The organism is Acidobacteriota bacterium (assembly GCA_012517875.1).
Lineage (GTDB): Bacteria > Acidobacteriota > JAAYUB01 > JAAYUB01 > JAAYUB01 > JAAYUB01.
This window is the reverse complement of sequence record JAAYUB010000117.1, coordinates 1-23,932: the sequence shown is the minus strand read 5'-3', so window position 1 is coordinate 23,932 and position 23,932 is coordinate 1. Positions and strand designations below refer to the sequence as shown.

At 69.6% G+C, this 23,932-nt stretch carries 17 protein-coding genes; 10 read left to right on the top strand and 7 right to left on the bottom strand.

Going from position 1 to position 23,932, the window contains the following annotated elements; translation table 11 throughout:
- The 6 genes from GX414_12630 to GX414_12605 form a co-directional block, all read left to right on the top strand.
- The coding region (locus tag GX414_12630; GenBank protein NLI47943.1) for a hypothetical protein at positions 1-274 on the top strand (274 nt) is incomplete at its 5' end.
- Between the two features lie 774 nt (positions 275-1,048).
- Positions 1,049-2,230, top strand: a complete 1,182-nt coding sequence (locus tag GX414_12625; GenBank protein ID NLI47942.1) for an ABC transporter ATP-binding protein — start codon at positions 1,049-1,051, stop codon at positions 2,228-2,230.
- Between the two features lie 50 nt (positions 2,231-2,280).
- Entirely contained in the window at positions 2,281-3,105 is an 825-nt protein-coding gene (locus GX414_12620; GenBank protein ID NLI47941.1) for an ABC transporter permease, read from the top strand.
- A complete protein-coding gene (locus GX414_12615) occupies positions 3,102-3,872 on the top strand; it encodes an ABC transporter permease (GenBank protein NLI47940.1) in 771 nt (256 codons plus the stop codon). Before GX414_12620 ends, GX414_12615 begins: the two co-directional genes overlap by 4 nt.
- Positions 3,869-4,912, top strand: coding sequence for a spermidine/putrescine ABC transporter substrate-binding protein (locus GX414_12610; GenBank protein NLI47939.1), 1,044 nt, complete (start codon positions 3,869-3,871; stop codon positions 4,910-4,912). The genes GX414_12615 and GX414_12610 overlap by 4 nt, the downstream gene beginning before the upstream one ends.
- Before the next feature lie 87 nt (positions 4,913-4,999).
- The gene (locus GX414_12605) at positions 5,000-6,394 is read left to right on the top strand and encodes a DUF418 domain-containing protein (GenBank protein ID NLI47938.1); all 1,395 of its coding nucleotides are present in this window, start codon (positions 5,000-5,002) and stop codon (positions 6,392-6,394) included.
- Between the two features lie 196 nt (positions 6,395-6,590).
- Here GX414_12605 and GX414_12600 read toward each other — a convergent pair whose 3' ends face one another.
- The 4 genes from GX414_12600 to GX414_12585 form a co-directional block, all read right to left on the bottom strand.
- Positions 6,591-7,685: an ABC transporter permease gene (locus GX414_12600; GenBank protein ID NLI47937.1), complete on the bottom strand. Its 1,095-nt coding sequence runs from the start codon at positions 7,683-7,685 to the stop codon at positions 6,591-6,593.
- Complete coding sequence (locus tag GX414_12595) at positions 7,678-8,631, bottom strand: ABC transporter ATP-binding protein (protein ID NLI47936.1); 954 nt, start codon at positions 8,629-8,631, stop codon at positions 7,678-7,680. Before GX414_12595 ends, GX414_12600 begins: the two co-directional genes overlap by 8 nt.
- Before the next feature lie 149 nt (positions 8,632-8,780).
- Positions 8,781-9,830, bottom strand: a complete 1,050-nt coding sequence (locus GX414_12590) for a DUF4097 domain-containing protein (GenBank protein ID NLI47935.1) — start codon at positions 9,828-9,830, stop codon at positions 8,781-8,783.
- Between the two features lie 67 nt (positions 9,831-9,897).
- Positions 9,898-11,811 (bottom strand): hypothetical protein, encoded by a 1,914-nt coding sequence (locus GX414_12585; GenBank protein ID NLI47934.1) that lies wholly within the window; start codon positions 11,809-11,811, stop codon positions 9,898-9,900.
- 193 nt (positions 11,812-12,004) lie between these two features.
- Here GX414_12585 and GX414_12580 point away from each other — a divergent pair, with 193 nt between their 5' ends.
- The 3 genes from GX414_12580 (at position 12,005) to GX414_12570 (ending at position 19,482) form a co-directional block, all read left to right on the top strand.
- The gene (locus tag GX414_12580) at positions 12,005-12,904 is read left to right on the top strand and encodes an MBL fold metallo-hydrolase (GenBank protein NLI47933.1); all 900 of its coding nucleotides are present in this window, start codon (positions 12,005-12,007) and stop codon (positions 12,902-12,904) included.
- A gap of 279 nt (positions 12,905-13,183) precedes the next feature.
- Positions 13,184-15,970, top strand: a complete 2,787-nt coding sequence (locus GX414_12575) for a SpoIIE family protein phosphatase (protein ID NLI47932.1) — start codon at positions 13,184-13,186, stop codon at positions 15,968-15,970.
- Between the two features lie 86 nt (positions 15,971-16,056).
- Positions 16,057-19,482: a M20/M25/M40 family metallo-hydrolase gene (locus tag GX414_12570; GenBank protein ID NLI47931.1), complete on the top strand. Its 3,426-nt coding sequence runs from the start codon at positions 16,057-16,059 to the stop codon at positions 19,480-19,482.
- A 192-nt stretch (positions 19,483-19,674) separates the two neighbouring features.
- Here GX414_12570 and GX414_12565 read toward each other — a convergent pair whose 3' ends face one another.
- Together GX414_12565 and GX414_12560 are read right to left on the bottom strand one after the other, a co-directional pair.
- Positions 19,675-20,109 carry a C_GCAxxG_C_C family protein gene (locus tag GX414_12565; protein NLI47930.1) on the bottom strand — a complete coding sequence of 145 codons (435 nt, stop codon included), beginning with the start codon at positions 20,107-20,109 and terminating at the stop codon, positions 19,675-19,677.
- 82 nt (positions 20,110-20,191) lie between these two features.
- On the bottom strand, positions 20,192-22,687 hold the full coding sequence (locus GX414_12560) for an FAD-dependent oxidoreductase (protein NLI47929.1): 2,496 nt from the start codon (positions 22,685-22,687) through the stop codon (positions 20,192-20,194).
- A gap of 195 nt (positions 22,688-22,882) precedes the next feature.
- Here GX414_12560 and GX414_12555 point away from each other — a divergent pair, with 195 nt between their 5' ends.
- Positions 22,883-23,287 carry a four helix bundle protein gene (locus GX414_12555; protein NLI47928.1) on the top strand — a complete coding sequence of 135 codons (405 nt, stop codon included), beginning with the start codon at positions 22,883-22,885 and terminating at the stop codon, positions 23,285-23,287.
- 94 nt (positions 23,288-23,381) lie between these two features.
- Here the strand turns inward: GX414_12555 and GX414_12550 are convergent.
- The coding region (locus GX414_12550; GenBank protein ID NLI47927.1) for a molybdopterin-dependent oxidoreductase at positions 23,382-23,932 on the bottom strand (551 nt) is incomplete at its 5' end.

Sequence of the window (23,932 nt, the reverse complement as noted above, 5' to 3'; positions counted from 1 at the left end):
GGCCGCCCGGGCGCGCGGACCGGAGGAGCGCCCCCGCCCCGCGGGACTGTCGAAGAACGAGCGCGTCCGGCTGGAGCGGTTGCTGGCCGACCTCGAGGCACGGATCGAGGCGGCCGAGGCGCGGCGGACGGACATCGAGCGGATCCTCACCGAGCCGCCTCCCGGCATGGGCGGCGCCGAGCTGGCGCGCCTGGGCCACGAGTTCGAAACCGTGGGCCGGGACATCGAGGTGCTGCTGCGGGAGTGGGAATCGGTGGCCGAACGGCTGGCCTGAACGAGGTTGGGAAGGTTGATAGTTGAGGGTTGCGGGTTCGTGCTCGTGGTCGTAATTCGTGATCGAAATCGTAATCGAGGCTCGAATCCGAGCGCGCGCCTGAACATGGGCACGATCGATCAGCGGGCAAGCGGGAGGTGCCGCGAGCGGGAGCGAGCGGCGCGAAAGCCCTCCCCGCCATACTCGCGGGGCCCGCGACACGATTCCATCGCCCGCGGTGGTTGCGCCGTTGAACAAGGTCCCCCCGCCTCGCCGGATCGGTGACAGCAATCAGAGACCCGGCGATCCCGGCTGCCGTGGTCGACCTACGCCGACGGAGTGGTTCGGCGCCCGGGGTAAGACGCTGCGAGGGCATCTTTCCGCCGCTCGCTCCTGCTCGCGGTACCTCCGCTGTGCCAACCGGTTGATTTTGCCAGTTATACCGATTGATCGGTGAATCGGTAAAACGGTGAATCGGTGAGTCGGTGAATCGGTGAATCGGTGAATGGATATTAGGATATGGGTTCTGTGACCCAGGTCCCAGAACCCAGGACCCAGAACCCAGGTCCCAGGTCCCAGGTCCGATATCCGATATCCGATGTCCGATGTCCGATGATCGGGAACGAGTCTCGAGCCTCGAGTCTCTGGCCTCGATAACGAATTGCGATCACGATCACGATGACGATTACGAATGACAATGTCCGATGTCCGTCGCCGCCAAAAACAAATTGAATCTCCCCCGCGCCGGCCCTACAATCGCGCCATGCATCTGATCCTCCTGCCGGCAGGTGTGGGTTGAGCGCCCTTCTGGAGCTCCAGGACGTCGCCAAGGCCTTCGGCCGCGTCCGGGCCGTGGACGGCGTCTCACTCACCCTGGACCGCGGTGAGTTCTTTTCCCTCCTTGGGCCCAGCGGCTGCGGTAAGACCACCCTGCTTCGCATCATCGCCGGCTTCGAGACGCCCGACGCCGGCCGGGTCCTCCTCAACGGCCGGGACATCACCGCGCTGCCGCCCAACCGCCGCCCGGTCAACACCATCTTCCAGAGCTACGCCCTCTTCCCACACCTCACTGTCCGCGACAACATCGCCTTCGGCCTGCGGGTGGCCCGCCGCACCCGGCGCGAGATCGATGACGCGGTGGACCGGATGCTGGCGCTCATCCAGATGGAGGGGCACGCCCACAAGAAGCCTGACCAGATCAGCGGCGGCCAGAAGCAGCGCGTGGCGGTGGCCCGGGCGCTGGTGAACCAGCCGTCGGTGCTGCTGCTGGACGAGCCGCTGGCGGCGCTGGACCTGAAGCTCCGCCAGCGGATGCTCATGGAGCTGGACCTGATCCACGACCAGGTGGGTATCACTTTCCTCTACGTCACCCATGACCAGGGCGAGGCGATGAGCCTGAGCGATCGGATCGCGGTCATGGACCGCGGCCGCGTTCTGCAGACCGGCACGCCGGCGGAGATCTACGAAGCGCCACGCAGCTCCTTCGTCGCCGCGTTCATCGGCGACACCAACTTCTTCGAGGGCCGCGTCGCCGGGCTCGACGGCGATTACTGCCGGCTGGCCATCGACGGCTTCGCCGACGTGCGCTGCTTCAACGACAAGCAGATCGGCCCCGACCAGCCCGTGTTCCTGAGCGTCCGGCCCGAGAAGCTCCACATCGCCCGCGAGGCGCCCGCCGCCAAGCCGTCCATCAACGCCTACCAGGGGCGGGTGGACGACGTGATCTACCTCGGCGCCATGACCAAGTACTGGGTGCGCGTGGACGGCCACCGGCTGGCCGTTCACCGCCAGCACAGCCGCTTCCTGCTCGACGAGCGGCCCATCGTCTGGGGCGAGACGGTCTGGATCTCGTGGCACGCCGATGACGGCTACATGCTGGAGCGCTTCAGCGAGGCGGACGCCCGCCTGGTGGAACGCCCGCCGGAAAAGATCGGCGACGTGCCCGACGATGCGCCCGCAGGCGAGGACGCACCGTGAGCCGCCACCTGCGCGACCGGCTGCCCGAGTGGCTCGTGACGCTGCCGCCCATGGGCTGGCTGGCGGTGTTGTTCCTCCTGCCCACCGTGCTCATCTTCGCCATCAGCCTGCGGCCGGCCGACCCGTTCGGCGGCATCGGCGCAGGCTGGACGCTGGACCACGTGCGCGCACTGGCGGCCCCGCACTACGTCATCATCGCCGCGCGGACCGTGCTGTTCAGCCTGCTCACCACCGCGATCTGCCTGTTCCTGGCGCTGCCCACCGGCTACTACATCGCCCGGGCGCCCGGGCGCTGGCGCCAGACGCTGCTGCTGCTGGTGGTGGTGCCGTTCTGGACGAGCTTCCTCATCCGCATCTTCGCCTGGAAGGTGCTGCTCCACCCTGACGGGCTCTTCAAGCAGGCGCTGGCCTGCCTCCGCCTGGTGTCCGCCGACGCCGCCCTGCTGTACCACCCGCCGGCGGTGCTGCTGGTCATGGTGTACACCTGCCTGCCGTTCGCCATCCTGCCGGTGTACGCCGCGGCGGAGAAGTTCGACTTCCAGCTCCTCGAGGCGGCGCGGGACCTCGGCGCCGGCCGCTTCCAGGCGTTCTTGCGCGTGTTCGTGCCGGGCATCCGCCGCGGCGTGCTCACCGCGGTGCTGGTGGTGCTCATCCCGGCGCTGGGCACGTACGTCATCCCCGATCTCGTGGGCGGCCCCACCTCCGAGATGATCGGCAACAAGATCGCCCAGCGCGTGTTCGTGGACCGCAACCTGCCCCACGCCGGCGCGCTGGCGGCGCTGCTCACCCTGGGCGTGCTGCTGCCCATGGCGGCGGTGCTCGTGTTGCAAGCGCGCGGACGGCGGCGGGCGCCGACCGACGAGGAGGGGCTGTGACCCGGAGCCGCTTTCCCATCGTGGTCACGTATGCCGTGCTGGCCTTCTTCTACCTGCCCATTCTGGTGCTGGTGATCAACTCGTTCAACGCCTCCCGCTTCGGCAGCACCTGGGGCGGCTGGTCGCTGCGTTGGTACGAGCGGCTGTTCACCCACCGCGAAATCTGGGAGGCGCTGCAGAACACCCTCGTCGTAGCCGTGGCGGCTACCGCCGCCTCGGTGGTGCTGGGCACTCTGGCCGCCTTTGCCCTGCACCGCTGGCAGAGCCGGCTCCAGCGCGTCCACTTCACCCTGATCTACATCCCGTTGGTGGTGCCCGAGATCCTCATGGGCATCAGCTTGCTCTTCTTTTTCGCCGCACTGCGGATGCCGCTCGGGCTCGGCACCATCACCCTGGCCCACATCACCTTCTGCGTCAGCTATGTCGCCCTGGTGGTGCTGGGCCGGCTGCAGGACTTCGACTGGGCGGTGGTGGAGGCGGCCCAGGACCTTGGCGCCGGCTGGTGGACCACCGTGCGGCGCGTGCTGTTGCCGCTGCTGGCGCCGGGCATTGTTGCCGGCGCGCTGCTGGCGTTCACGCTGTCGGTGGACGACTTCGTGATCACCTTTTTCGTCGCCGGGCCGGGTTCCACCACCCTGCCCATCCAGATTTACAGTATGATCAAGCACGGCTCGCCCCCCGTGATCAACGCGCTGTCCACGCTGCTGCTGGCGGCGACGTTCGCCGCGGTGTGGCTGAGCCGCCGCCTGACGGAGGAAAACCGATGAGCGCAACCTTCCGCATTCTGTCCGCGGCCGCCTTGGCCGCCGCCCTGCTGCTGGCGCCTGCGTGCACGCGGGAGACGCCGGTGCTCCACGTCTACACCTGGGCCGACTACGTCAAGCCCGAGCTCGTCCAGCGCTTTGAAGCGGAGTACGGCTGCCGGGTGCAAATCGACACGTTTGACTCCAACGAGGCGATGTACGCCAAGCTCAAGGCCGGCGGGGGCGGCTACGACCTGATCACCCCCTCGAGCTACATGGTCAAGGTCATGCACAAGCAGGCCATGCTGCTGGCGCTGGACCACACCCGGCTCCCCAACCTCCGCCACATCGACCAGGCGTACCTCAAAGTGGCGTTGGATCCCGGAATGCACCACAGCGTGCCGTACATGCTCACCACCACCGGCATCGCCTACCTCAAGAGCAAGCTCGCCGACGTCGAGCCCAGTTGGGGCGTCTTCGACCGGACCGACCTGGCCGGCCGCGCCACCATGCTCAACGACATGCGCGAAAGCATCGGCGGCGCGCTCAAATTCCTCGGCTACTCCCTGAACACCACCGACGAGGAGCAGTTGGCGGAAGCCCAGGCCGTGGTCATCCGCTGGAAGCGGCATCTGGCCAAGTTCGAGAACGAGCAATACAAGACCGGCCTGGCCTCGGGCGAGTTCCTCCTGGTGCACGGCTACAGCGGCGACATCTTCCAGGTGCAGGCGGAGAACGACGACATCGCCTTCGTCATCCCCCGCGAGGGCACGTCCATCGCCTGCGACGACCTGGTGATCCCCGCCGGTGCGCCGCAGGCGGAGCTGGCGCACGCGTTCATCAACTTCCTGCACGATCCGGCGGTGGCCGCGGAGAACACCAACTTCATCCGCTACCTCTGCCCCAACGCCGCCTGCTACCCGAAGCTCGACGCGGAGCTGCGGAACGACCCGGCGGTGTTCGTGCCGGAGGCGATCCGGGCCCGCTGCGAGGTGATCGACGACCTCGGCGCCGCCAACGCGCTCTACACGAAGGTCTGGGACGAGATCAAGGCGGCCGAATAGCGCGGCGGCGGTTGCGGCCGCTGAAAGAAAACCGCTGGTCCGCAAACAGGGTCTGCATCATCTGCCACAGCAATGGGGAGGTCGCGCATGAATGAGTCCGTCTGTCCTCCGGATGCCGCGCCAACGGAACCTGTCCCGGATGCCGTCGCGCCGGCGCCCGATCGGCCGGCCGTTCCGTTCCGGCTCGAACCGGTGGCCGCACCGGAGCGCCTGGCCGCCGTGGATGTCCTGCGCGGCGTGGCTGTGCTCGGCATCCTGGTGATGAACATCTACGCCTTCGCCCTGCCCATGGCGGCGTACTTCAACCCGCTGGTCTGGGGCGGCAACACGGGCGCCGACATGTGGACGTGGATCGTCACCCACCTGCTGTTCGATCAGAAGATGATGACCATCTTCTCCATGCTCTTCGGCGCCGGGCTGGTGCTCCTGGACCAGCGCTCCGCCACCCGGGGCGTGAAACTCGGCGGCGTGTACTACCGGCGGGTACTGGTGCTCCTGGCGTTCGGCCTGTTGCACGCCTACTTGTTCTGGTACGGCGACATCCTGTACAACTACGCCCTCTGCGGCATGCTGCTCTTTTTGTTCCGGCGCGTCGCCCCCCGCCGGCTCATCACCGTCGGCGCAGCCCTGATCCTGATGGCCATGCTGTCCTACACCGCCATGGGCGGATTTTTCATGCTCGCCCGGAAGACCGCGCAGGAGGCCGCAACGGCCCAGGCCGCCGGCCGCACGCTCACGGAGTTCCAGCAGGCGATGGCGGAGACCTGGCCGGAGCTCCGGCAGCAGTTCGAGCCGCCGCCCGCTGAACTCCAACGGCAGATCCAGGTTCACCGCGGCTCCTGGAGCGGGCTCTTCATGGAACGCGCCCCCAACGTGCTCCAGATGCAGATCTTCATGACCCTCATGTATTTCACCTGGCGCCTTGGCGGGATCATGCTCATCGGCATGGCCCTGATGAAGCTCGATGTGTTCAGCGCCCGGCGGTCACCCGGCTTCTACCGGCGGCTGATGCTGGTCGGATACGGGTTGGGCTTTCCCCTCGTGGGGCTGGGAATGTGGGACCTGTTCCGCACCCGCTTCGATTTCATCCACCAGTTCCTGGCGGCGGGGCACTTCAACGAGGTGGGGAGTCTGCTGGTGGCGCTGGGCCACGTGGGGCTGATCATGCGGCTGTACCAGGTCGGCGTCTGGTCGACCCTGCAGCGGCGCCTGGCCGCGGTGGGCCGGATGGCGCTCACCAACTACCTGGCCCAGACCGTCATCGCCACCACCATCTTTTACGGTTACGGCTTCGGGCTCTTCGGCGCGGTCCCCCGGTTTCCCCTCATGGGCTTCGTCGTCGCGATCTGGGCGGTCCAGCTCTGGTACAGCCCGATCTGGCTGAGGCACTTCCGCTTCGGTCCGGCCGAGTGGTTCTGGCGCTGGCTCACCTACGGCCGCCGCCCGCCCATGCGGCTGGGCGTTGATGGTTCGTGCACGTAATCAGAATACGTAACCGTGATCGTCAGCGAGCTGTTTGCAGGTTTCACAGTGTGCAGGTTTGAAGATTCGCAGGTTTGCAATCAGTTAATAGTCGATGGTGGATAGTGGATGGCAGATGGTTGAACGTTCGTTCTGTCCGGCGACCTTCTCCCGTCTCTCGTCTCCCGATTCACCCATTCACCGATGCACCGTTCGCTCACTGCCACCGGAAGAAGCGCAGGGCGAGGACGAAGGAGATCACGGTGTAGGCGGCCAGGACGGTCAGTTCGAACCAGCCGGCGTACAGCGGCCGGCCCTCGTTGATGACCAGCCGCAGCGCGTCGTTGAGCGCGGTGAGCGGCAGGAGCCGCAGATACGGCTGGACCGCCTCGGGGAAGCGGGCGTACGAGAAGAGCGCCCCCGAAAAGATCCACATGGGGAGCATCACCAGGTTCATCCAACCGGACACGCTCTCGATGGTCCGGGGGCGCGCCGCCACCAGCAGCCCGATGCCGGCGAACGCCAGCGACCCCAGCAGCGACAGCACGGCCAGGTCCAGCCACGACCCGTGCACCCGCACGTCGAAGAGCAGCCAGCCGAAGCCGATGAGCGTCGCCAGCTCACCCACCAGCATGAGCAACCGCGACAGGATGAACGACAGCAGGAAGTGGGGCCGGCGCATGGGCGTGGCGGCGAAGAGCTTCAGCAGCTTCTGCGTCCGGAGCTGGACCACGGTGAAGCCGATCCCCCACAGGCCGCTCCCCATCAGGTTGAGCCCCACCAGTCCGGGGATCAGGAAGTCGATGTAGCGCGCGCCGGGCTGGACGACCGGTTCCTCGCCGGCGACGGCCGGATCGCGCCGGCCCAGGGCCCGCTGCAGGGCGTCGTCGGCGGCCAGGCGGGCGTTGCGGCTCTCGCCTCGGGTCGGGTCGTAGCGGAAGGTCCACGACGGCGTGTCGCCGGGCGCCGGCCCGGCGCCGGGCACGATCACCAAGTCCACGCGGCCGGTGCGCAAGGCCCGACCGGCTTCGGCCGCGTCCAGCGCCGCCACGTCCAGGCCGGGCGCCGCCCGCAGCAGTTCCAGCAGTCGAGAAGCGCCGGCGGAACCCGTCTCCACCGCCACGCGGAATTTCTCCACGGGCTGGGTGCGGAAGGCGATCCCCAGCGCCAGCGCCAGCAGCACCGGGAAGACGAACACCCAGAACATAGACTCCGGCTCCCGGACGAACTCCAGGATCCGGGCGCGGGTGAGCTCCGCCAGGGGGTGGAACCGGCGGCGGGTTCCGGTCGGGGTGACGGCGGGCTCAGCCATCGCGCAGCTCCCGGCCGGTGAGGTGGACGAACACGTCCTCGAGGGTGGCCTGGTGGGTGGCCAGCCGGTTGAGCGCGGCCCCCCGCCGCGCCAGTTCGGCCAGGAGCGCCGGCAGCGCCGCGCCCATGTCCCGCACGCTGAGACGCCAGGCACCGTCGCGGCGCGCGGCGGCGCTCACGCCCGGCAGCGCCGCCAGCGCCGGCGCCTCGAGCTCGGCGTCGGCCGCGAACTCCACGATCTGCTCGGCATCGAGCGCGGCCACCAGTTCCGCGGGGCTCCCCAGCGCGATGACGTGGCCGTGGTCCATGATGGCCACGCGGTCGCACAGCCGCGCCGCCTCCTCCATGTAATGGGTGGTGAGCAGGATCGTCTTGCCCCGGGCGTGGCACGCCTCGATCAGCTCCCAGAACTTGAGACGCGCCTGCGGGTCGAGGCCGGTGGTGGGCTCGTCGAGGAAGAGCAATTCGGGATCGCCCACCAGCGCGCAGGCCAGGGCCAGGCGCTGGCGCTGTCCGCCGGAGAGCTTGCCCACGCGGGCCGCGCGCTTCTCGGCCAGTTCCACGGTGCGGATCATTGCCTCCACGTCACCGCCCGCCGGGTAGAAGCTGGCGAACAGCCGCACCACCTCGAACACGGTGAGCTTCTCCGGCAACTGGGCGGTCTGGAGCTGGACGCCCAGCCGGGCCCGAAGCGCGGGGTCGCCGCCCCGCCCCCAGTGCCGCCCCAGCACCTCCACGTCGCCGGCGTCGGCCAGGGTGAGCCCTTCCAGGATTTCCATGGTGGTGGTCTTGCCGGCGCCGTTGGGCCCCAGCAGGCCGAAGCTCTCGCCGGCGCGCACCTCCAGGTCGAGGCAGTCCACAGCCAGCACGCCTGGGTAGCGCTTCACCAGACGGCGGCAGCGCAGAGCGGCCGGCGGTTCGACAGGGGGTTGGCCGGTTTCGGTCACTGCGTTCTCCCCGGGGATTCACGCCGCGGACCGGCGGGTCCGCAGGCTGACCTGTTATGGACTCATCCGGCGGGAAAGTCAAGACCGGGCCGGACGCCCCACGTCGAGGCGCCCGGTCCGGCCGGATGGGGATGGCCGCTGGAGGCCGGTCAGTTCTTCTCGGCCTTCGGCTTGGATTTCGTCCCGCTCTTCGGTGCGGCGTCCGCACCGGATTCCGCGGCGTACTTCAGCACGTTCACCGAGCCGGCGGACGTGCTCAGCAGCAGCTTCGGGCCGCCGCCGTTGATTTTCCCTTCGATGGTGTCGTCGTCGATATCCCCTTCGAAGGGGACGTTGACGTGGACACCGCCGCCGCTGGCGTGGCCGCTGACGCCCATCCGCACCGAGGGCGCGAGGTAGACGGTGACACTGCCGCCGGAGGTCTCGAGACGGCAGTCGCCCTTTGGCTGGCGGGTGATGGTCGCCTTGACCGAGCCGCCCGATGTGGTGGCCGACACCTCGCCCAGCACCTCCTCCACGGTGATGCTGCCGCCGGAGGTGTCGGCGTCCACCGGACCGCGGCAGGCGCCCAGGCGGATGCTGCCGCCCGAGGTGTGGGCGCGGACCTTGCCGTCCGTGTCGCCGATGCGGATGCCGCCGCCGGAGGTCTCGACGTCCATGTCGGCTGCGCCGCCTTCGACGCTGATGCTGCCGCCGGAGGTGCGGGCGTGGACCCGGCCGTCGATCCAGCCCAGCTTGATGCTGCCGCCGGAGGTGTCGCAGACCACCTCACCGTCGAGATCCGACACGGCGATGCTGCCGCCGCCGGTGCTCAGGTTCACCCGGTACTCCTTCGGCACGGTGATCTCATAACGAACGTTCAGATTGTCCGAGCCCCAGTTCCAGAATTTCCATGCCTGCTCGGGGCCTTCGCCCGTGATCTTCAGTCCGCCCGCCAGCGGCTGGAAGTCGAGCTTGAATTCCCGGAACAGTTTCTCCGCCTTGTCCTGCCCCCGGGCTTCCAGCGTCACCCGGACGGCCACCGTGTCGGGCGCGCCCGTGTCCACGCGGATGGATCCCCGGTCGGATTTCAGGATCAGCTCGGCCCCGGGGCTGGCCGGGAACGACTTCTCGATGACCTTCTCCACGCCGAATACCAGTCCTCCCCCCGCCGCCAGGAACAGGGCCGCAGTGAGGGCGAACATGCGTTTTGCAACCATGGTGCCTCCGACCATCATGAGATTAATACTATGTACGCAGCGGCGGGCGAAAACGTTCGATGAAGTTTCACGGCCCGGCGGGCGCGGCCGCCGGCAGCAGCTCCAGCGCGCGGGCCAGCTCCGCGTCGCGGCCGGCGGCCAGGTCCGCCGGCGACGGTTCCAGACTGACATCGGGCTTCAGGCCCCGCCAGCTGTACGCCAGGCTGACGTTGAGTCCCACCCGCAGCATGCCGCCGCCGGGCAGGTCCACGTAGTGGCCGTTGCCCGTCCCGCCCGCCGTGGGTCGCCCCACCAGCAGCGCCCGGCCCTGGTCGCGGAACAGACAGACAAAGTCCTCGGCCGCCGAGGCGGTGAGTTCCGACACCAGCAGCACCACCGGGCAGCCGAAGCGGGGACCGGCGGCCGGCTGGATGGACGGCCCCTCGCTGTAGAGCCGGAGCCGTCCGTGGTGACCGTTGATTTTGGTGGGCGCGAACACCGGCGTGTAATCCAGCCGATAGCTGGGGCACGGCGTGTCGATGAAGTGGGCGAAGATGGCGTCGCCGTATGCCGAGTTGCCGCCCGGGTTGTCCCGCAGATCCAGGATCAGGCCGCGCGTCCGGTCCGGATCGATGGGGGCGATCGCCTCGCGGAAGGCGGCGTAGACATCCCCGCCCTCGAACCGCGGGATCCGGATCCGCCAGACGCCCGGCGCCACCTCCCGCGCCGTGACCAGCGGCTCGTCGGGCGCGGCCGGAGCGCAGCGGAGCGGCCGGTCGCGGCGCAGCGTGAGCGCCGCGGTGGTGCTGTCGGGCGTGCGCACGGTCACCTGAACCATCGTGCCCGCGGGGCCGGCCAGCAGGTCGGCGGCCAACCGCCGCCGGGCGTAGCCGGCCGGCCGGAGCGCGGCGTGCTCCACCCACGGGAACCGCCAGCTGTTCCGGGCCAGGTGCTCCGCCGGCGCTCGGCCGTCCACGGCGGTGATCTCGTCGCCGGGTCGGACCCGGTCGGTCAGCGCCGGATCGTCCACCCGCTCCACGAGGAAGCGCTCGCCGACGGGACGGATCCCCAGGCCGCAGTCGCCGCACGCGGCGGCGACGTCGTCGGGGAACAGCACCCGGGTGTGATTGTCGCCCAGGGCATGCACCATCCCTGCCAGCGCCTCGTAGTAGGCGGCCTTGTCCGTCGCCGCCAGCGCCGCCGGGATCCAACGGGCGACGTGGCCCGGCCAATCCGTCACTGGAGTCAGTGGCAGCGCCGCGCTCATGGCCTGCACCGCCGCAGCGACGCGCACCACGCCGTCCATCCGCTCCTCGACGGCGCCGCTCCAGGCGCGGCGTTTCGCGTCCAGCCGCTCCTCGACGGCCCGGGCGGCCGCCGGGTCCCTCCAGGTGGAGCGCCGCAGGAAGTTCCGGGCGAAGGGCCCGTCGAACACGGCAACCGCCTCCAGGCTGCGCAACGCACCGGCCTCATCACCGGCGGCGTGATGCAGGTACATCATCTCCACAAGGATCTGCCGGCCGTTGGCCCCCCGCACCAGCGCGTGATGCAGCCGGAACGCCCGCCGCTGGAAGCATTCCGCCACCGCCTCCCGCAAGCGCTGCCGCTGGGCCGGGTCCGCCAGGCGCTCCACCACCGGCAGCAGGTTGGCGTAAATCTCGGGATAGATGAAATAGCTTTCGGCCAGCCGCTCCAGGCACGCGACGGCCGCGTCCGGCCGGCCGCCGAGGGCCGCCGCGAGGAAGCCCATCTCGTGGCCGGGCGACAGCTCGGGCACCCGCTCCGCCACGGCCCGCGCCAGCGCGGCCGCGCCGTCGAAGTCCGCTGCCCGGATCCGCTGCTGGAACACCTGCATCTCGTCCAGCAGCCGGACGTATTCGGCCAGGCTGACGCTGTCGGCGTACGGAATCGTCTCGGCCGGCAGCGGCGCTTCGGCCCGGACCGCGCCCGCCGCGACCCACAGGGCCGCCAGACCGATGATACTGACGACACATCGCCTCATGGTCCACCTCGCGCGTGGGAATGGCTGGCGCCATTATCCTCGATCCCGGTCCAGCCGGAAAGATCCTCATTCCGGCCGCTCCAGCGACGCGGGCGCTCGCCCGTCAGCCCGAACCGTCGTTCGCGTCAGCCAACGGACGGGACAAATAAAACACCCCCGCATCGTAACCGATCGAACATCGGAGGTCGCCGCCATGCATGCCACTCAGATCGCGGATCGCCTGCTGGCGATCACCGACGACTACCTTGACGAGTCCATGACCGTGGTCGCGACCGGCGACGGCCTCGTGGTCATCGACACTCTGGCAACCGGGCCCGCCTCCCGCGCCGCCTTGTCGTCCGTCGCCGCCTTCAGCCGACAGCCGGTCCGGTTCGTGATCAACACCCACTGCGTCGCCGACCACACCGCCGGCAACCCGCTCTTTTCCGGCGCGGCCATCGTCGGTCACCGGCACACGCCCCGGCACAATCAGGAGCGGGTCTTCGACGACCCCCAATCGGCGGCGGACATCCGGCAGTTCATCCAGCAACTGGAGACGAACCCTGACCACGCGCGCCCCGCCGCGCGGCACCGGCGCTACCTGGACGCCTACCGGACCCTGCTGGACGGATTCGTGGGCTTTCGCCACACGCCGCCGGTGGTGCTCGCCGCCGGCGGGACCGGCCTGGCGCTGGGCGATATCCGCATCGAGCTGGAGGACGCCGCGCCGGCTCACACCGACGCCGACCTGCTGGTCCGCGTCCCGGCTCTCGATCTCCTGGGCGCGGGCTTCGTCCCGGTCGCCCACGCCATCCACGGCGGCAGCGTCACCGGGATGCGCGCGGTCCTGGAGCGCCTGGCCGCCAGCCTGCCCCCCGCAACCCAGATCATTCCCGGCCACGGGGCGCCGGGGGGATTGGAACTCATCGCCCGCCAGCAGGACTACCTGGACGCGCTGCTCGACGCGGTGGGCCAGGCCCGGGCGCAGGGGCGAACCATCGAGGAGATCCGTGACTCGCTCCAACTGGAACCATTCCGCGACCACTTCATGTACGACCTGGTCCACGCCATTCACGTGGAGATGGCCTGGCGCGAGACCGCGCCCGGCGATTGAGCCGTCCTCCCAATTGTGCACTCACCCATCTGCCTGCTGGGACCCGAACGACGCGGCTTCATCCTCCGTCGAGCCGCACGGCCGGTTCTGCGAACGCCACGAAGCTGCCGGCGATCCAACCGCCCCACCTGATTTTTCCCGTGAATCAACCGATCGGGATTGTCAACCGGCGACCGGCTGGGTTAACATGGTCGCCGATTCGTTTTCACCGGATCAGCCAGCGGTCGGGAGTCACACGCATCAGTCTGTTCCCACCGCGACCCTACCGGAGCCGTCCACGTGAAGCTGCCGCTCCTTCGGGCCATCTATCTTGGGACCGCCATCGCAGTCGTGGCGGTCACGTCGGCGTTCATCGTCTGGCACCTGTCCAACCTTCGCGGCAGCTACTCGGCCGGCCTGATCATGCAAGGCGGCTACAACCAGCCGAATGATGAGAGCCCGAAATGGCTGGATGCGCTTGTCCCCTCCCCGGGCCAGATCACGGGGATTCTGCCCGGATCCTCCGCCGAGGCGGCGGGGCTCGGCACCCGCGACCACGTGATCGCCATCAACGGCATCCCCATCGATGACAGCGAAACAATCAGCGAACTGGACCGCACGGTCCGGTCGGGCGATACCGTCAGCTACACCGTCCGCTCCGGCGAACGAGAACGGGTGGTCCGGCTGCGCCTGATCCCCACCTTGTCCGGCTTCCGCCCCTGGTTCAGCCTGATCACCGATCTGCTGGTGGCCGCGGCCTTCCTGGGCATCGGCTTCCTGGTGTTCACCCGCCGAGCCGAGGATCTCCGCGCCCGCCTGTTCTTCATTTTTTCCATGTCCGCCGGCTGCAGTTATCTGCTGATCCCGATCATCCTCCAGCCGAACCTGTCGCCCATCGGCATCCGGTTCGTGGCCGTCGGCATGTACGCCCTGAGCCTGCCGATCATGGTGATCGTCACGTACCTGCTCTCCACAAGCCTGCTGCATCTGGCGTTGGTGTTTCCGAAGCCGCTTCGCCTGGTGCAGCGGCGGCCCGAACTCAGCGCCTGGATTTACGCACTGCCGGTCACCCTGATCGCGTTGTTGTTTTTGACCGGATTGTTCGTCGGCTTGCTGGAAGGCCTGTTCAACGACGGGATGACGCGGCTCGGCCCATTCGTCGGCCTGGTGTTGCTGGGCGCGGCCGCGGCGCTGGCCGTCCGCCTCCGTCAACGCTTCAGCGAGGGCGGCTGGCTCACCGGCTGGGTGCGGCACCCGTGGCCGACGGCGGCCTGCACCATCATCGTCTACCTGGCGCTGACGGTGGGCGGCCTGGGGCTCCTGGCGGGGATCGGCCTGTCCGACGGCTTGCCCGTGGGTTGGGGCTTTCTGCTGATCGGCAGCGTGCTGCTGGCATTCATCGCCATTCCCTTCGTTTACCCCGGCCTGGCCTGCGTCGCCCTGGTGGCCGGCTACCGCCAGGCCGACGTCGAGGAGAAGCGCCAGCTCCGCTGGCCGCTGTGGGGCACCATCGTGGCGCTGGCGGGCACGGTGCTGGTGGGGCTGACGGTGTACGTCTTCACGCTGCTGCCCCTCGGCGGCATCGGCCGGCACCTGAACATGAGCTACCTGGTGATCAAGGCGCTGTACGTGCTGATTCCCATCTCGTTCGCCATCGGCATCTTCAAGTACCGGCTGATGGACATCGACGTCATCATCCGCAAGACGGTGATCTACACGGCGGTCACGGGCATCCTGCTCGTCGCCTTCTTCGCCCAGGCCGCCGTCGCTGGCGCGTTCCTGGCGCTGTTGACGGGCACCCAGAGCCTCTGGGGGATCGTGCTCGCCACCCTGGGCGCCGGCGCGCTCCTGCTGCCCCTGCACCGCCGCGTCCAGCGATTCGTCGACCGCCGCTTTTTCAAGAGCAAGTTCGATTACCCCCGGGCCCTGGCCGCGATGGAGCACGCCGCGGCCGAGGCGACGGAGCGCGGCGTGCTGACGCGCCGCCTGGCGGAGATGACCCTGGCCGCCATGCATTGCCGCGCGCTGGCCGTGTTCCTCCAGACCGACGCATCCCGCTCGTACCGGATCGTGGAGGCCATCGGCATGCCGGACGGCTGGGCGGAGCGGGGGCTCCTGGCGGCGGAGGCCGCCTTCGCGGACTCTCGGACCGTCCACCGCGAGGAACTGGCCCCGGCGGCCGCCCGGCTCTGGCAGAAGATGGGGTTGGAAGTCGCCGCGCCCGTCCGTGTCGGCGGTGCGGCCGCCGGCCTGCTGGCGGTGGGCCGGAAACAGCCGGCGCGGCATCTGGAGGAGGAGGACCTCGACTTCCTCGTCCAGGCGGCGGGCGTGCTGGGCGACGGGTTGGCCCGGCTCCGCCTGCGGCAGCAGCACCAGGATCTGGAGCTGGCCCGCGACATCCAGCGGCAGTTGCTGCCTCAGCAGATCCCCGTGCGGGCGGGAATGGAGATCGCCGCCGCGTGGCAGCCGTCCCGCGGGGTGGGCGGCGACTACTACGACGTGATCGAGCTGGGCGACGGCCGGCTGGCCGTCGCCCTCGCCGACGTGGCCGGCAAGGGGATGTCCGCGGCACTGCTCATGTCCAACCAGCAGGCGGCTCTGCGCGCCCTGACCGGCCTGGGCCTGCCGCCCCGGGAGCTGTGCGAGCGCCTGAACCGGACGCTGCATCCCCAGATGCCCGCCGGACGGTTCATCACCCTGTTCTACGCGGAGTACGATCCGGCGTCGCGCCGCCTGACGTACGTCAACGCCGGCCACTGTCCGCCACTGCTGGTGCGGCCGGACGGCCGGGCGCAGCGGCTGGAGGAAGGCGGCCTGTTCCTCGGCCCCTTCCCGAAGCGCGGCTACGTCCAGGGCGCAGTCGAACTGGCGCCCGGCGACCGGCTGGTGCTCTACACCGACGGCGTGGCGGAAGCGGAAGACGGCCGGCAGGAACAGTTCGGGGAGGATCGGCTTCTGGCGATGGTCCGCGACGGCATCGTCCTGTCCGCGGCGGAGCTGGTCCGACGGATCGAGGCGGCTGTGCAGGACCATTGCAACGGCGAGCCCCAGGACGACCTGACGCTGCTCGTCCTGGCGGTGGTCTGACCGGCGGCCGGCCCGGGAGGGAAATCCGCCGAAGTCCGGATGTCATCCAAACCCGTTGTGTCCATCGCCATCTGACCGGAGGTGCCATGTCCGTGCGATACGTCAGTCTGAACGTCCTGTTGATCCTGGCCGCCGCCGGCTTCATCACCGGCGCCGGTGTTCATCACGACCTGGCGGTCCGGCTGACGCCGGCGGCCGGCACCCTTGCGGTGAGCGACACCGTCGTCTTTCCCGCCACGGGCGCCGATGCCGTCCGCTTCCTGCTGCACGACGGCCTGGAGCCCCGCATCGAGACGCTGGGCTACACGCTGCGGCGCCTGGAGCGGCGGCCGGGCCCGGCGGATTTTCCCGCTCTGCCGGCGGCGTGGCGCCAGCCCGCCGACATTCCCGTGGCGCTCTACGAGATCGTCCGCACCTTCGAGACCGGCGCCGAGTGGCGGTTCACCCTGAGCTACGCCGGAGCCATCCGGCATCCCGTCATCCAGGCCGCGGCGGAGTACGCGCGCGGCTTCAGCGAAACGCCCGGGATCATCGCCGCCGAAGGGGCATACCTGGCGGGCAGCTCGCACTGGGTGCCGTGGTTCGGCCCGCAGCTGGTCACCTTCTTCCTCGCCGCGGAAGTGCCGGCCGACTGGGACGCGGTGAGCCAGGGCCGGCGCATCCGGCATGAGCGCGAGGGCGCCGCGCGCCACGCCACGTGGCAGTGCTCCCACCCGTCCGAGGAGGTTTACCTTGTGGCCGGCCCCTTCACCGAGTACGCCCGGCCCGCCGGCCCGGCCGTCGCCATGGCTTTCCTGCGGACGCCTGATCCCGCGCTGGCCGACCGTTACCTCGGCGTCACCGCCAGCTACATGGACATGTACCAGAAACTGATCGGCCCGTTCCCGTTCGAAAAGTTCGCCCTGGTGGAAAATTTCTGGGAGACCGGCTACGGCATGCCCTCCTTCACCCTGCTCGGCGAGAAGGTGATCCGCTTCCCGTTCATCCTCCATTCCTCCTACCCCCACGAGTTGCTCCACAATTACTGGGGCAACGGCGTCTACGTGGACATGGCCGCGGGCAACTGGTGCGAGGGCCTGACCGCCTATCTGGCCGACCATCTCATCGCCGAGCAGCGCGGTCAGGGCGAGGAGTACCGCCGCGCCACGCTGCAGAAATATGCCGACTACGTGAACGCGACGAACGATATCCCCCTCACCGCCTTCCGCAGCCGCCACGACGCGGCCAGCGAGGCCGTGGGGTACGGCAAATCGATGATGCTCTTCCACATGCTCCGCCGGGACATCGGCGACGCCGCGTTCACCGAGACGCTCCGATCGTTTTACCGCGACAACCGGTTCCGCCGCGCCGCCTTTGCCGATTTCGCGCACGCCGCTTCGGCCGCCGCCGGCCGGGACCTGCAGCCCTTCTTCGACCAGTGGGTGACGCGCGCCGGCGCGCCGGTGCTGCGGCTCGAGTCGGCGACGGCGGCGCCGGCCGGCGACGGCTGGCGGCTGGCGTTCCGCCTGGCCCAGACGCAGGGCGGCGCGCCGTTCGCGCTGGACGTCCCCGTCGCGGTGACGCTGGAAGGGGAGGTGTCGCCGTGGCGCGTCACCGTGCCCCTGCCCACTGCGGGCGCCGACTTCGAGCTGGACCTCCCCCGGCGGCCGCTGCGGCTGGACGTGGACCCGCAGTTCGACCTCTTCCGCCGGCTGGACCGGGCCGAGATTCCGCCGGCGCTGTCCCGGGCGTTCGGCGCCGGCCGGGTGTGGCTGGTCCTGCCGGCCGCCGCGCCGCCGGAGACGCTGGCCGGCTACCGGCGCCTGGCGGAAGGATGGGCCGCGGAGCGCCCCGGCCAGATGACCGTGGTCACCGACAAGAAGCTGTCGAAGCTGCCCCGTGGCGGCGCCGTCTGGCTGCTGGGGTGGGAGAATACCTTCCGCCCGGTCGTCGAGCGGGCGGCCGCCGGGTACGGCCTGAAGCTCGGGACGGCCGACGTCGCCGTTGGCGATCAGTCGCTGGCCCGGTCCGGCCACAGTGTCGTCGTCACGGCCCGCCATCCGGATGACCCCGCAGGCGTGCTCGTCTGGCTCGGCGCCGATCCGCCGGCGGCCCTGCCGGGTCTCGGGCGCAAGCTCCCCCACTACGGCAAGTACAGCTACCTCGCGTTCGAAGGGGATGAGCCCGCCAACGTGCTCAAGGGGCAGTGGCCCGCGGTGGGCTCGCCGCTGAGCGCCGTGGTCGCCACGGCTGCCGGCGCCGCGCCGGAGCTCCCTCCGCCCGCCCGCCTGCCGGCGCGCAAGGCGCTGGCGGAATTGCCGCCGTCGTTTTCCGCCGGCAACATGACGGGTCACGTGCAGACTCTCGCCGCACCGGAGATGGAGGGCCGCGGCCTCGGCTCGGCCGGCCTGGCGCGCGCCGCCGACTACATCGCCGCGCAGTTCGAAGCGGCGGGGCTCCGTCCCGGCGGCGACAGCGGCGGCTGGCTGCAGCGCTGGACGGAACCCGGCGGGCCCGACAACCGGCCGATGGAAATGGCCAATGTCATCGGCGTCCTGCCCGGCGCGCGGCCCGACTGGGCCGGGCAGTCGGTGGTGGTGTGCGCCCACTACGACCACTTGGGCCGGGGTTGGCCCGACGTCCACCAGGGCGACGAGGGCAAGATCCACCCCGGCGCCGACGACAACGCCAGCGGCGTGGCCGTGCTGCTGGAGCTGGCCCGGGTGATGGTCCAGGAAGCGCCGCCGGAGCGCCCGGTGATCTTCGCCGCCTTCACCGGCGAGGAGAGCGGCCGGCGCGGCTCGCGGCATTACCTGGAAGTGCCCGGCGCCTATCCGCCGGAGCGGATCATGGGCGCCGTCAACCTGGACACCGTGGGCCGCCTGGGCGAGCGCAAGCTCCTGGTGCTGGGCGGCGCGTCCGCCCGCGAGTGGGTGCACATCGCCATGGGCTGCAGCTACGTCACCGGCGTGACTTCGGAACTGGTCGGACAGGAGCTGGACGGCAGCGACCACGCCAGCTTCATCGCCCGGGGTATCCCGGCGGTGCAGCTCTTCTCCGGCCCCCACGCCGACTACCACCGTCCCGGCGACACCGCCGACCGCGTGGACGCCGACGGCCTGGTCAAGGTGGCCGCGTTCGCCCGCGAGGCGGTGCGCTACCTGGCCGAGCGCGCCGAGCCGCTGACGCGCCCGGCGCCGACCGTGCGGTCTCCGGCCGCGGCCGCTACGGCCCGGGCCAACGACGGATCCGTCGCGCCGACCGCGGGTCGCCGCGTCACCCTGGGCACCATGCCCGATTTCGCCTTCGCCGGCCCGGGGGTGAAGGTGGCCGCCGTGACGCCGGATTCGCCCGCCGCGGCGGCGGGCATCCGGCCTGGTGACGTGATCACCGCCCTCGACGGCCAGGCCGTGAATACGCTGGCGGAGTATGCCGCCGCGCTGCGCGGTCGCCAGCCGGGCGACACGGTCACGGTCACGCTGCGCCGCGACGGGGCGGAGCTCACGATCGCCGCGACCCTGGCGGCGCGCTGACGCCGCTGTTCGTGCTCGTCATTCGTAATCGTGATCGAGCCGTTTGAAGGTTGGAATGTTCTCAGGTTCGCAAGTTCCAGGTTCGCAAGTTCGCAATTCGCTGATGGTTGATGGTTGATCGTTCGTTCTGTTCGTCTACCTTCTCTCGTCTCCCATCTCCCGATTCACCCATTCACCGATTCACCCAATCCGTTAAAGCATCTCCTCCAGCAGCTCGGCAGCGGTGCGGACGAAGTTGGGACAGAGGGTCTTGAACTTCCCCTCGGTGCGGGCGCGCGTCAGCCCCTCGGCTGTGCCCACATCCACGCCCAGCAGCTCGCGGCACAGCACGGTGCCGTGGCGGGCGGCAAACCGCGCCAGGAATTCCTTCGTCAGCGCGTACGCGCGCTCCTTCGTGTCGGTGTCGGCGCCGGCGCGGGCCCCGTGCCGCAGCCCCAGGGCCATCACCGCCCCGCTCACCGCGCCGCATACCCCGGCGGTGCGCCCCAGCCCGCCGCCGAACCCGGCGGCCACGCCCATCGCCAGATCGCGGGACAGGCCCAGCTCCGGGCCGTAGGCGCCGATGACCGCCTGGGCGCAGTTGAACCCCTCCTGGGACAGCGCCGCCGCCAATTTCACCTTGTGCATCACACCCTCCAAGGTCATGAATGTCGCGTCATCTACAGCCCGGCCGGCGGTTCGCCGGCGGCACCGGCGGCCGGGAACGCCGTCAGCTTTCGCGGAGCGCGGCGGCCTCCTCGGCGGTGCGCGGCCGCATGTGCAGCGCGCCGGAGAAGCACTTCTGGGCACAGAGCGAGCAGCCCACGCAGCGGGCCGGATCGGTCCGCGGGACTTTCTCGTCGTCGAGCTCGATGGCCAGGTACGGACAGCGCGTGCAGTTCCCGCAGTGCCGGCACAGCTCCCGGTCCACCGCGGAGATTTGTTTTTCCGCCGACAGCTCCATGAAGTCGCGGATCGGGTGCGGCTGGAGCAGGCCGACCAGCTCGGCCACCGACACCATCCCCAAGGCCTGCAGCAGGTGGCTGAGTCCGGCGTGCAGGTCGTCGACGATGCCGAGGCCGTACTTCATGGCCACGGTGCAGAACTGAACCGTCTCGGCGCCCAGCGCCAGGAAGTAGGCCGCGCCAAGGTAGTCCATGGGCCCGCCGTTGCCGGAGATGGGCACGCCCAGCGCGCCCGCCTTGGCCAGCGTCAGGTAGCTGATGGGGAGCACCCCCTCGCCCGACAGGCCGATGACCGCGCCCTCGGCCCAGCGGCCGTCGGCGCCGGGGCGGAAGCCGAGGCTCGGAAACGTGTTGGCCAGGGTGATCCCGGCCCGGGCCGCCGGGTGCCGTTCCAGCACGCTGCGGATCGCCGTCACGATGGGCTGGATCGCCGTCACCGCGCCGGTGAGCTTGAAGAGCTTCGGCACGCGCGGGTCGCCGCCCTCGAGGATCCAACCGATGATCCGGGCGGTGAGCGCCGCGTTCTGCGAGACGATGTCGCCATGGGTGCCATCGCCGCCCTGGGGACAGGAGAGGCTGTACTCGATCCCCATGGCGCCGGCAGCCTCGAGCTTGCGGGTGTTGGACTGCCACACCGCGCGGTCCGCCGCGTCGTCGCCCGTGACGGGCCCGCCGGTGGACGCCATGGTCAGGCGGTCGGGGTACTCCCGCACCAGCCGGGCCACCTCGTCGCAGACCCGGTCCAGCGAGTGGCTTGACACGTTGTCGCAGTTGCCGTACGTGCGGTCGTTGAGTACATACATGTAGGCGCCCGGGATGTGGATGGGCACGCCGTCGAACGCGGTCTTCATCACCCCGCCGGCCCAGCCGGCTGCGTACGCGCGGCGCATCTGCTCGTAGCCGTCGGTGGGCGGCGCCGCCGACAGCAGGAACGGCGAAACGATGGCCCGGCCGAAGAACGCCGTGTTCAGGGGCACCGGCACGAGCCGCCGGCCGGCCAGCTCGACGCGGCTCTTGACGGACTTGTCCACCCGGGGCGCCTGTTCGCCGGCCAGCCAGGCGTGCACCGCCTGGGCGACGTTCTTGCCGGCGGCGGCCGCCTCGACCACGGTGGTGGGCCCGTTGACCAGGTCGCCCGCGTAGAACACGCCGCGCGTCCGGGGCGTCTCGAGGCCGGGCCGGGCGCCGATGGCGATGACCACGGCGTCGAACCGGCGCCGGACGGGCGCCGCGCCGGGGTCGTCCGCCACGAGGCGGGGATGGAATTTCTTCCCCTTGGGAAGCCGCACCCGCCGGACGCCCACGTTGAGGCGGCCGTCCGCCTGACGGCTGATGCCGGTGATCCGGGAACGCCCGGTGACGGCCAGGCCGGCGTCGAGCAGCCACTGGCGCTCGGCGGCGGTCAGCGGCATCTCGTCGAGCTGCTCCAGGCAGATGAGCTCCACGCTCGCGGCGCCGTGGCGCCGGGCCGCCAGGGCGCAGTCCACGGCCACGGCCCCGCCGCCGACGACGGCCACGTCACGGCCGCGCACGGGGACGCGCCGCGGCGCGCGCAGATAGCTCAGCCAGTCGGCGGCCAGGTTCTCGCCGCGGATGCCCAGGCGCACCGGGCGGTCGAGGCCGGTGGCCACGACCACCGCATCGCAGCCGGTGGCGAGCAACTCGGCAGGCCGCGCCACGGCGTGGCCGAACTGGAAGGCGATCCGCCCGAGGCCGGCGAGGAATTCGATGTCCGTCTCCAGGATGCGTGGATCCAGCCGCTTCTCGGGGATGAGCCGACACATCCCGCCGGCTTTTTCCTCCCGCTCGAAAACGGTGACCGCGTGGCCCCACTGGGCCAGGGTGGCCGCGGCCGCCAGGCCCGCCGGCCCGGCGCCCACCACCGCCACATGCCGGGAGGTCGCGGGCGCGGACGCGAACGCGGGCATGACCCCGAGGTCCTTGGCCCGCTGCACGATGGCGGCCTGCACCGCCGGAATCTCGATGGGGCGATCGAAGAGCTTGCGCGAGCAGGCGGCCATACAGTGGGTGTCGGGGCAGACCGCGCCGCAGATGCCGCCCAGCGGGTTGGAGCCCATGATCACCGCGGCGGCGCGGCGGAAGTCGGATGGGGCCCCCACGCGGGCGGCCATGATGAAATCGGCCGGCGAGCAGTGGACCGGGCAAGCCTCGCGGCACGGCTTCTCCTCGCAGAACTCGCAGCGCAAAATCTCCTCGCGCAACCTGGCCGGCGTAAGGAACCCGTTCTTCTTTTCACTCATTGTCTATCTCCCATCCCATCGTGCTCGTGCTCGTACTCGCAATCGCAATCGTGATCGTACTCGTGATCGTACTCGTAATCGTACCCGCCATCGTAATCGTGATCGCACTCGGAATCAACTTCGGACATCAGTCCTTCCGATCCGTTATTAATCATGAAAGATGAATTCTACATCCCTTGAAAGGAGCGACACACGGTGTTCGATCATGAAAAACTCGACGTCTACCGGGCCAGTCTGGATTTTGTCAAACTGACCTCGACGCTGCTGGACAACTCAAATCCCTCCATTCGCCATATTCGCGACCATTTGGGCCGCGCCGCTCTCTCGATCCCCCTGAACATTGCCGAAGGCAATGGAAAGCGCTCACCCCGGGAACGGCGGCGTTTCTTCGAAATTGCCCGGGGATCGACGATGGAGTGCGCCGCCAGCCTGGATGTTCTGGCATCACTCGCCGGGGGGTTGGCCGCCGAAGTCAATGACGGAAAAGGGCTCCTGAGTCGCATCGTCGCCATGCTGACCCGGATGACAATGCCGAGGAGGCGGCTGGTTCAGGAAGATAGACGCCCGGCCAACGATCCATTCGATGGGCAGAGACGGTAGGTCGTCAAATCGGGATGAGGTGAACATTTCGATTCACGAATACAAATACGATTTCGATTACGACCACGATCACGATTACGAGTACGAGCACGAGTCACGCATGCGACAGCAGCGAGGCGACGGCGGCGAGCACCGCATCGGGGGTGGCCGGGTGGGTCAGCGCCGCCTCGCGGCGGTGCCCCGTCAGCGACTCGATGGCGTCCTTGACGGCGAACCAGGCCGCCTCGCCGTAAACGAGCGGCGGCTCGCCGATGGCCTTGCTCCCCAGCACGCTGGCGTGGTGCAGGTCCCGCTCCACGGTCTCGATGACGAAGTCGTCGGGCACGTCGCGGATCGTGGGGATCTTGTACGTGGACGGCGAGACGGCCAGCCAGCGCCCGGCTGCGTCGAACGCCTCTTCCTCGATGGTGCACCAGCCGAAGCCCTGCACGAACGCGCCGGCGATCTGGCCCCGATCCACCGCCAGGTTCAGAGACCGGCCGGTCTCGTGGACGATGTGCACCTTGAGCAGGCGCGCGCAGCCGCTGATGAGGTCCACTTCGACCTGGACCAGGCCGCCGCCCTGGGCGAAGTAGTGGAACGGCGTCCCCTGCCCCGCCGCCCGGTCGAAGTGGACGCCCGGCGTGCGGTAAAAGCCGTGGGCGC

What these genes read in the sequence shown, in the direction of transcription:
- GX414_12620 (NLI47941.1), top strand. Translation starts at nt 2,281, where the DNA reads ATGGGCTGGCTGGCGGTGTTGTTCCTCCTGCCCACCGTGCTCATCTTC.
- GX414_12610 (NLI47939.1), top strand. Translation starts at nt 3,869, where the DNA reads ATGAGCGCAACCTTCCGCATTCTGTCCGCGGCCGCCTTGGCCGCCGCC.
- GX414_12605 (NLI47938.1), top strand. Translation starts at nt 5,000, where the DNA reads ATGAATGAGTCCGTCTGTCCTCCGGATGCCGCGCCAACGGAACCTGTC.
- GX414_12600 (NLI47937.1), bottom strand. Translation starts at nt 7,685, where the DNA reads ATGGCTGAGCCCGCCGTCACCCCGACCGGAACCCGCCGCCGGTTCCAC.
- GX414_12590 (NLI47935.1), bottom strand. Translation starts at nt 9,830, where the DNA reads ATGGTTGCAAAACGCATGTTCGCCCTCACTGCGGCCCTGTTCCTGGCG.
- GX414_12585 (NLI47934.1), bottom strand. Translation starts at nt 11,811, where the DNA reads ATGAGGCGATGTGTCGTCAGTATCATCGGTCTGGCGGCCCTGTGGGTC.
- GX414_12580 (NLI47933.1), top strand. Translation starts at nt 12,005, where the DNA reads ATGCATGCCACTCAGATCGCGGATCGCCTGCTGGCGATCACCGACGAC.
- GX414_12570 (NLI47931.1), top strand. Translation starts at nt 16,057, where the DNA reads ATGTCCGTGCGATACGTCAGTCTGAACGTCCTGTTGATCCTGGCCGCC.
- GX414_12565 (NLI47930.1), bottom strand. Translation starts at nt 20,109, where the DNA reads ATGCACAAGGTGAAATTGGCGGCGGCGCTGTCCCAGGAGGGGTTCAAC.
- GX414_12560 (NLI47929.1), bottom strand. Translation starts at nt 22,687, where the DNA reads ATGAGTGAAAAGAAGAACGGGTTCCTTACGCCGGCCAGGTTGCGCGAG.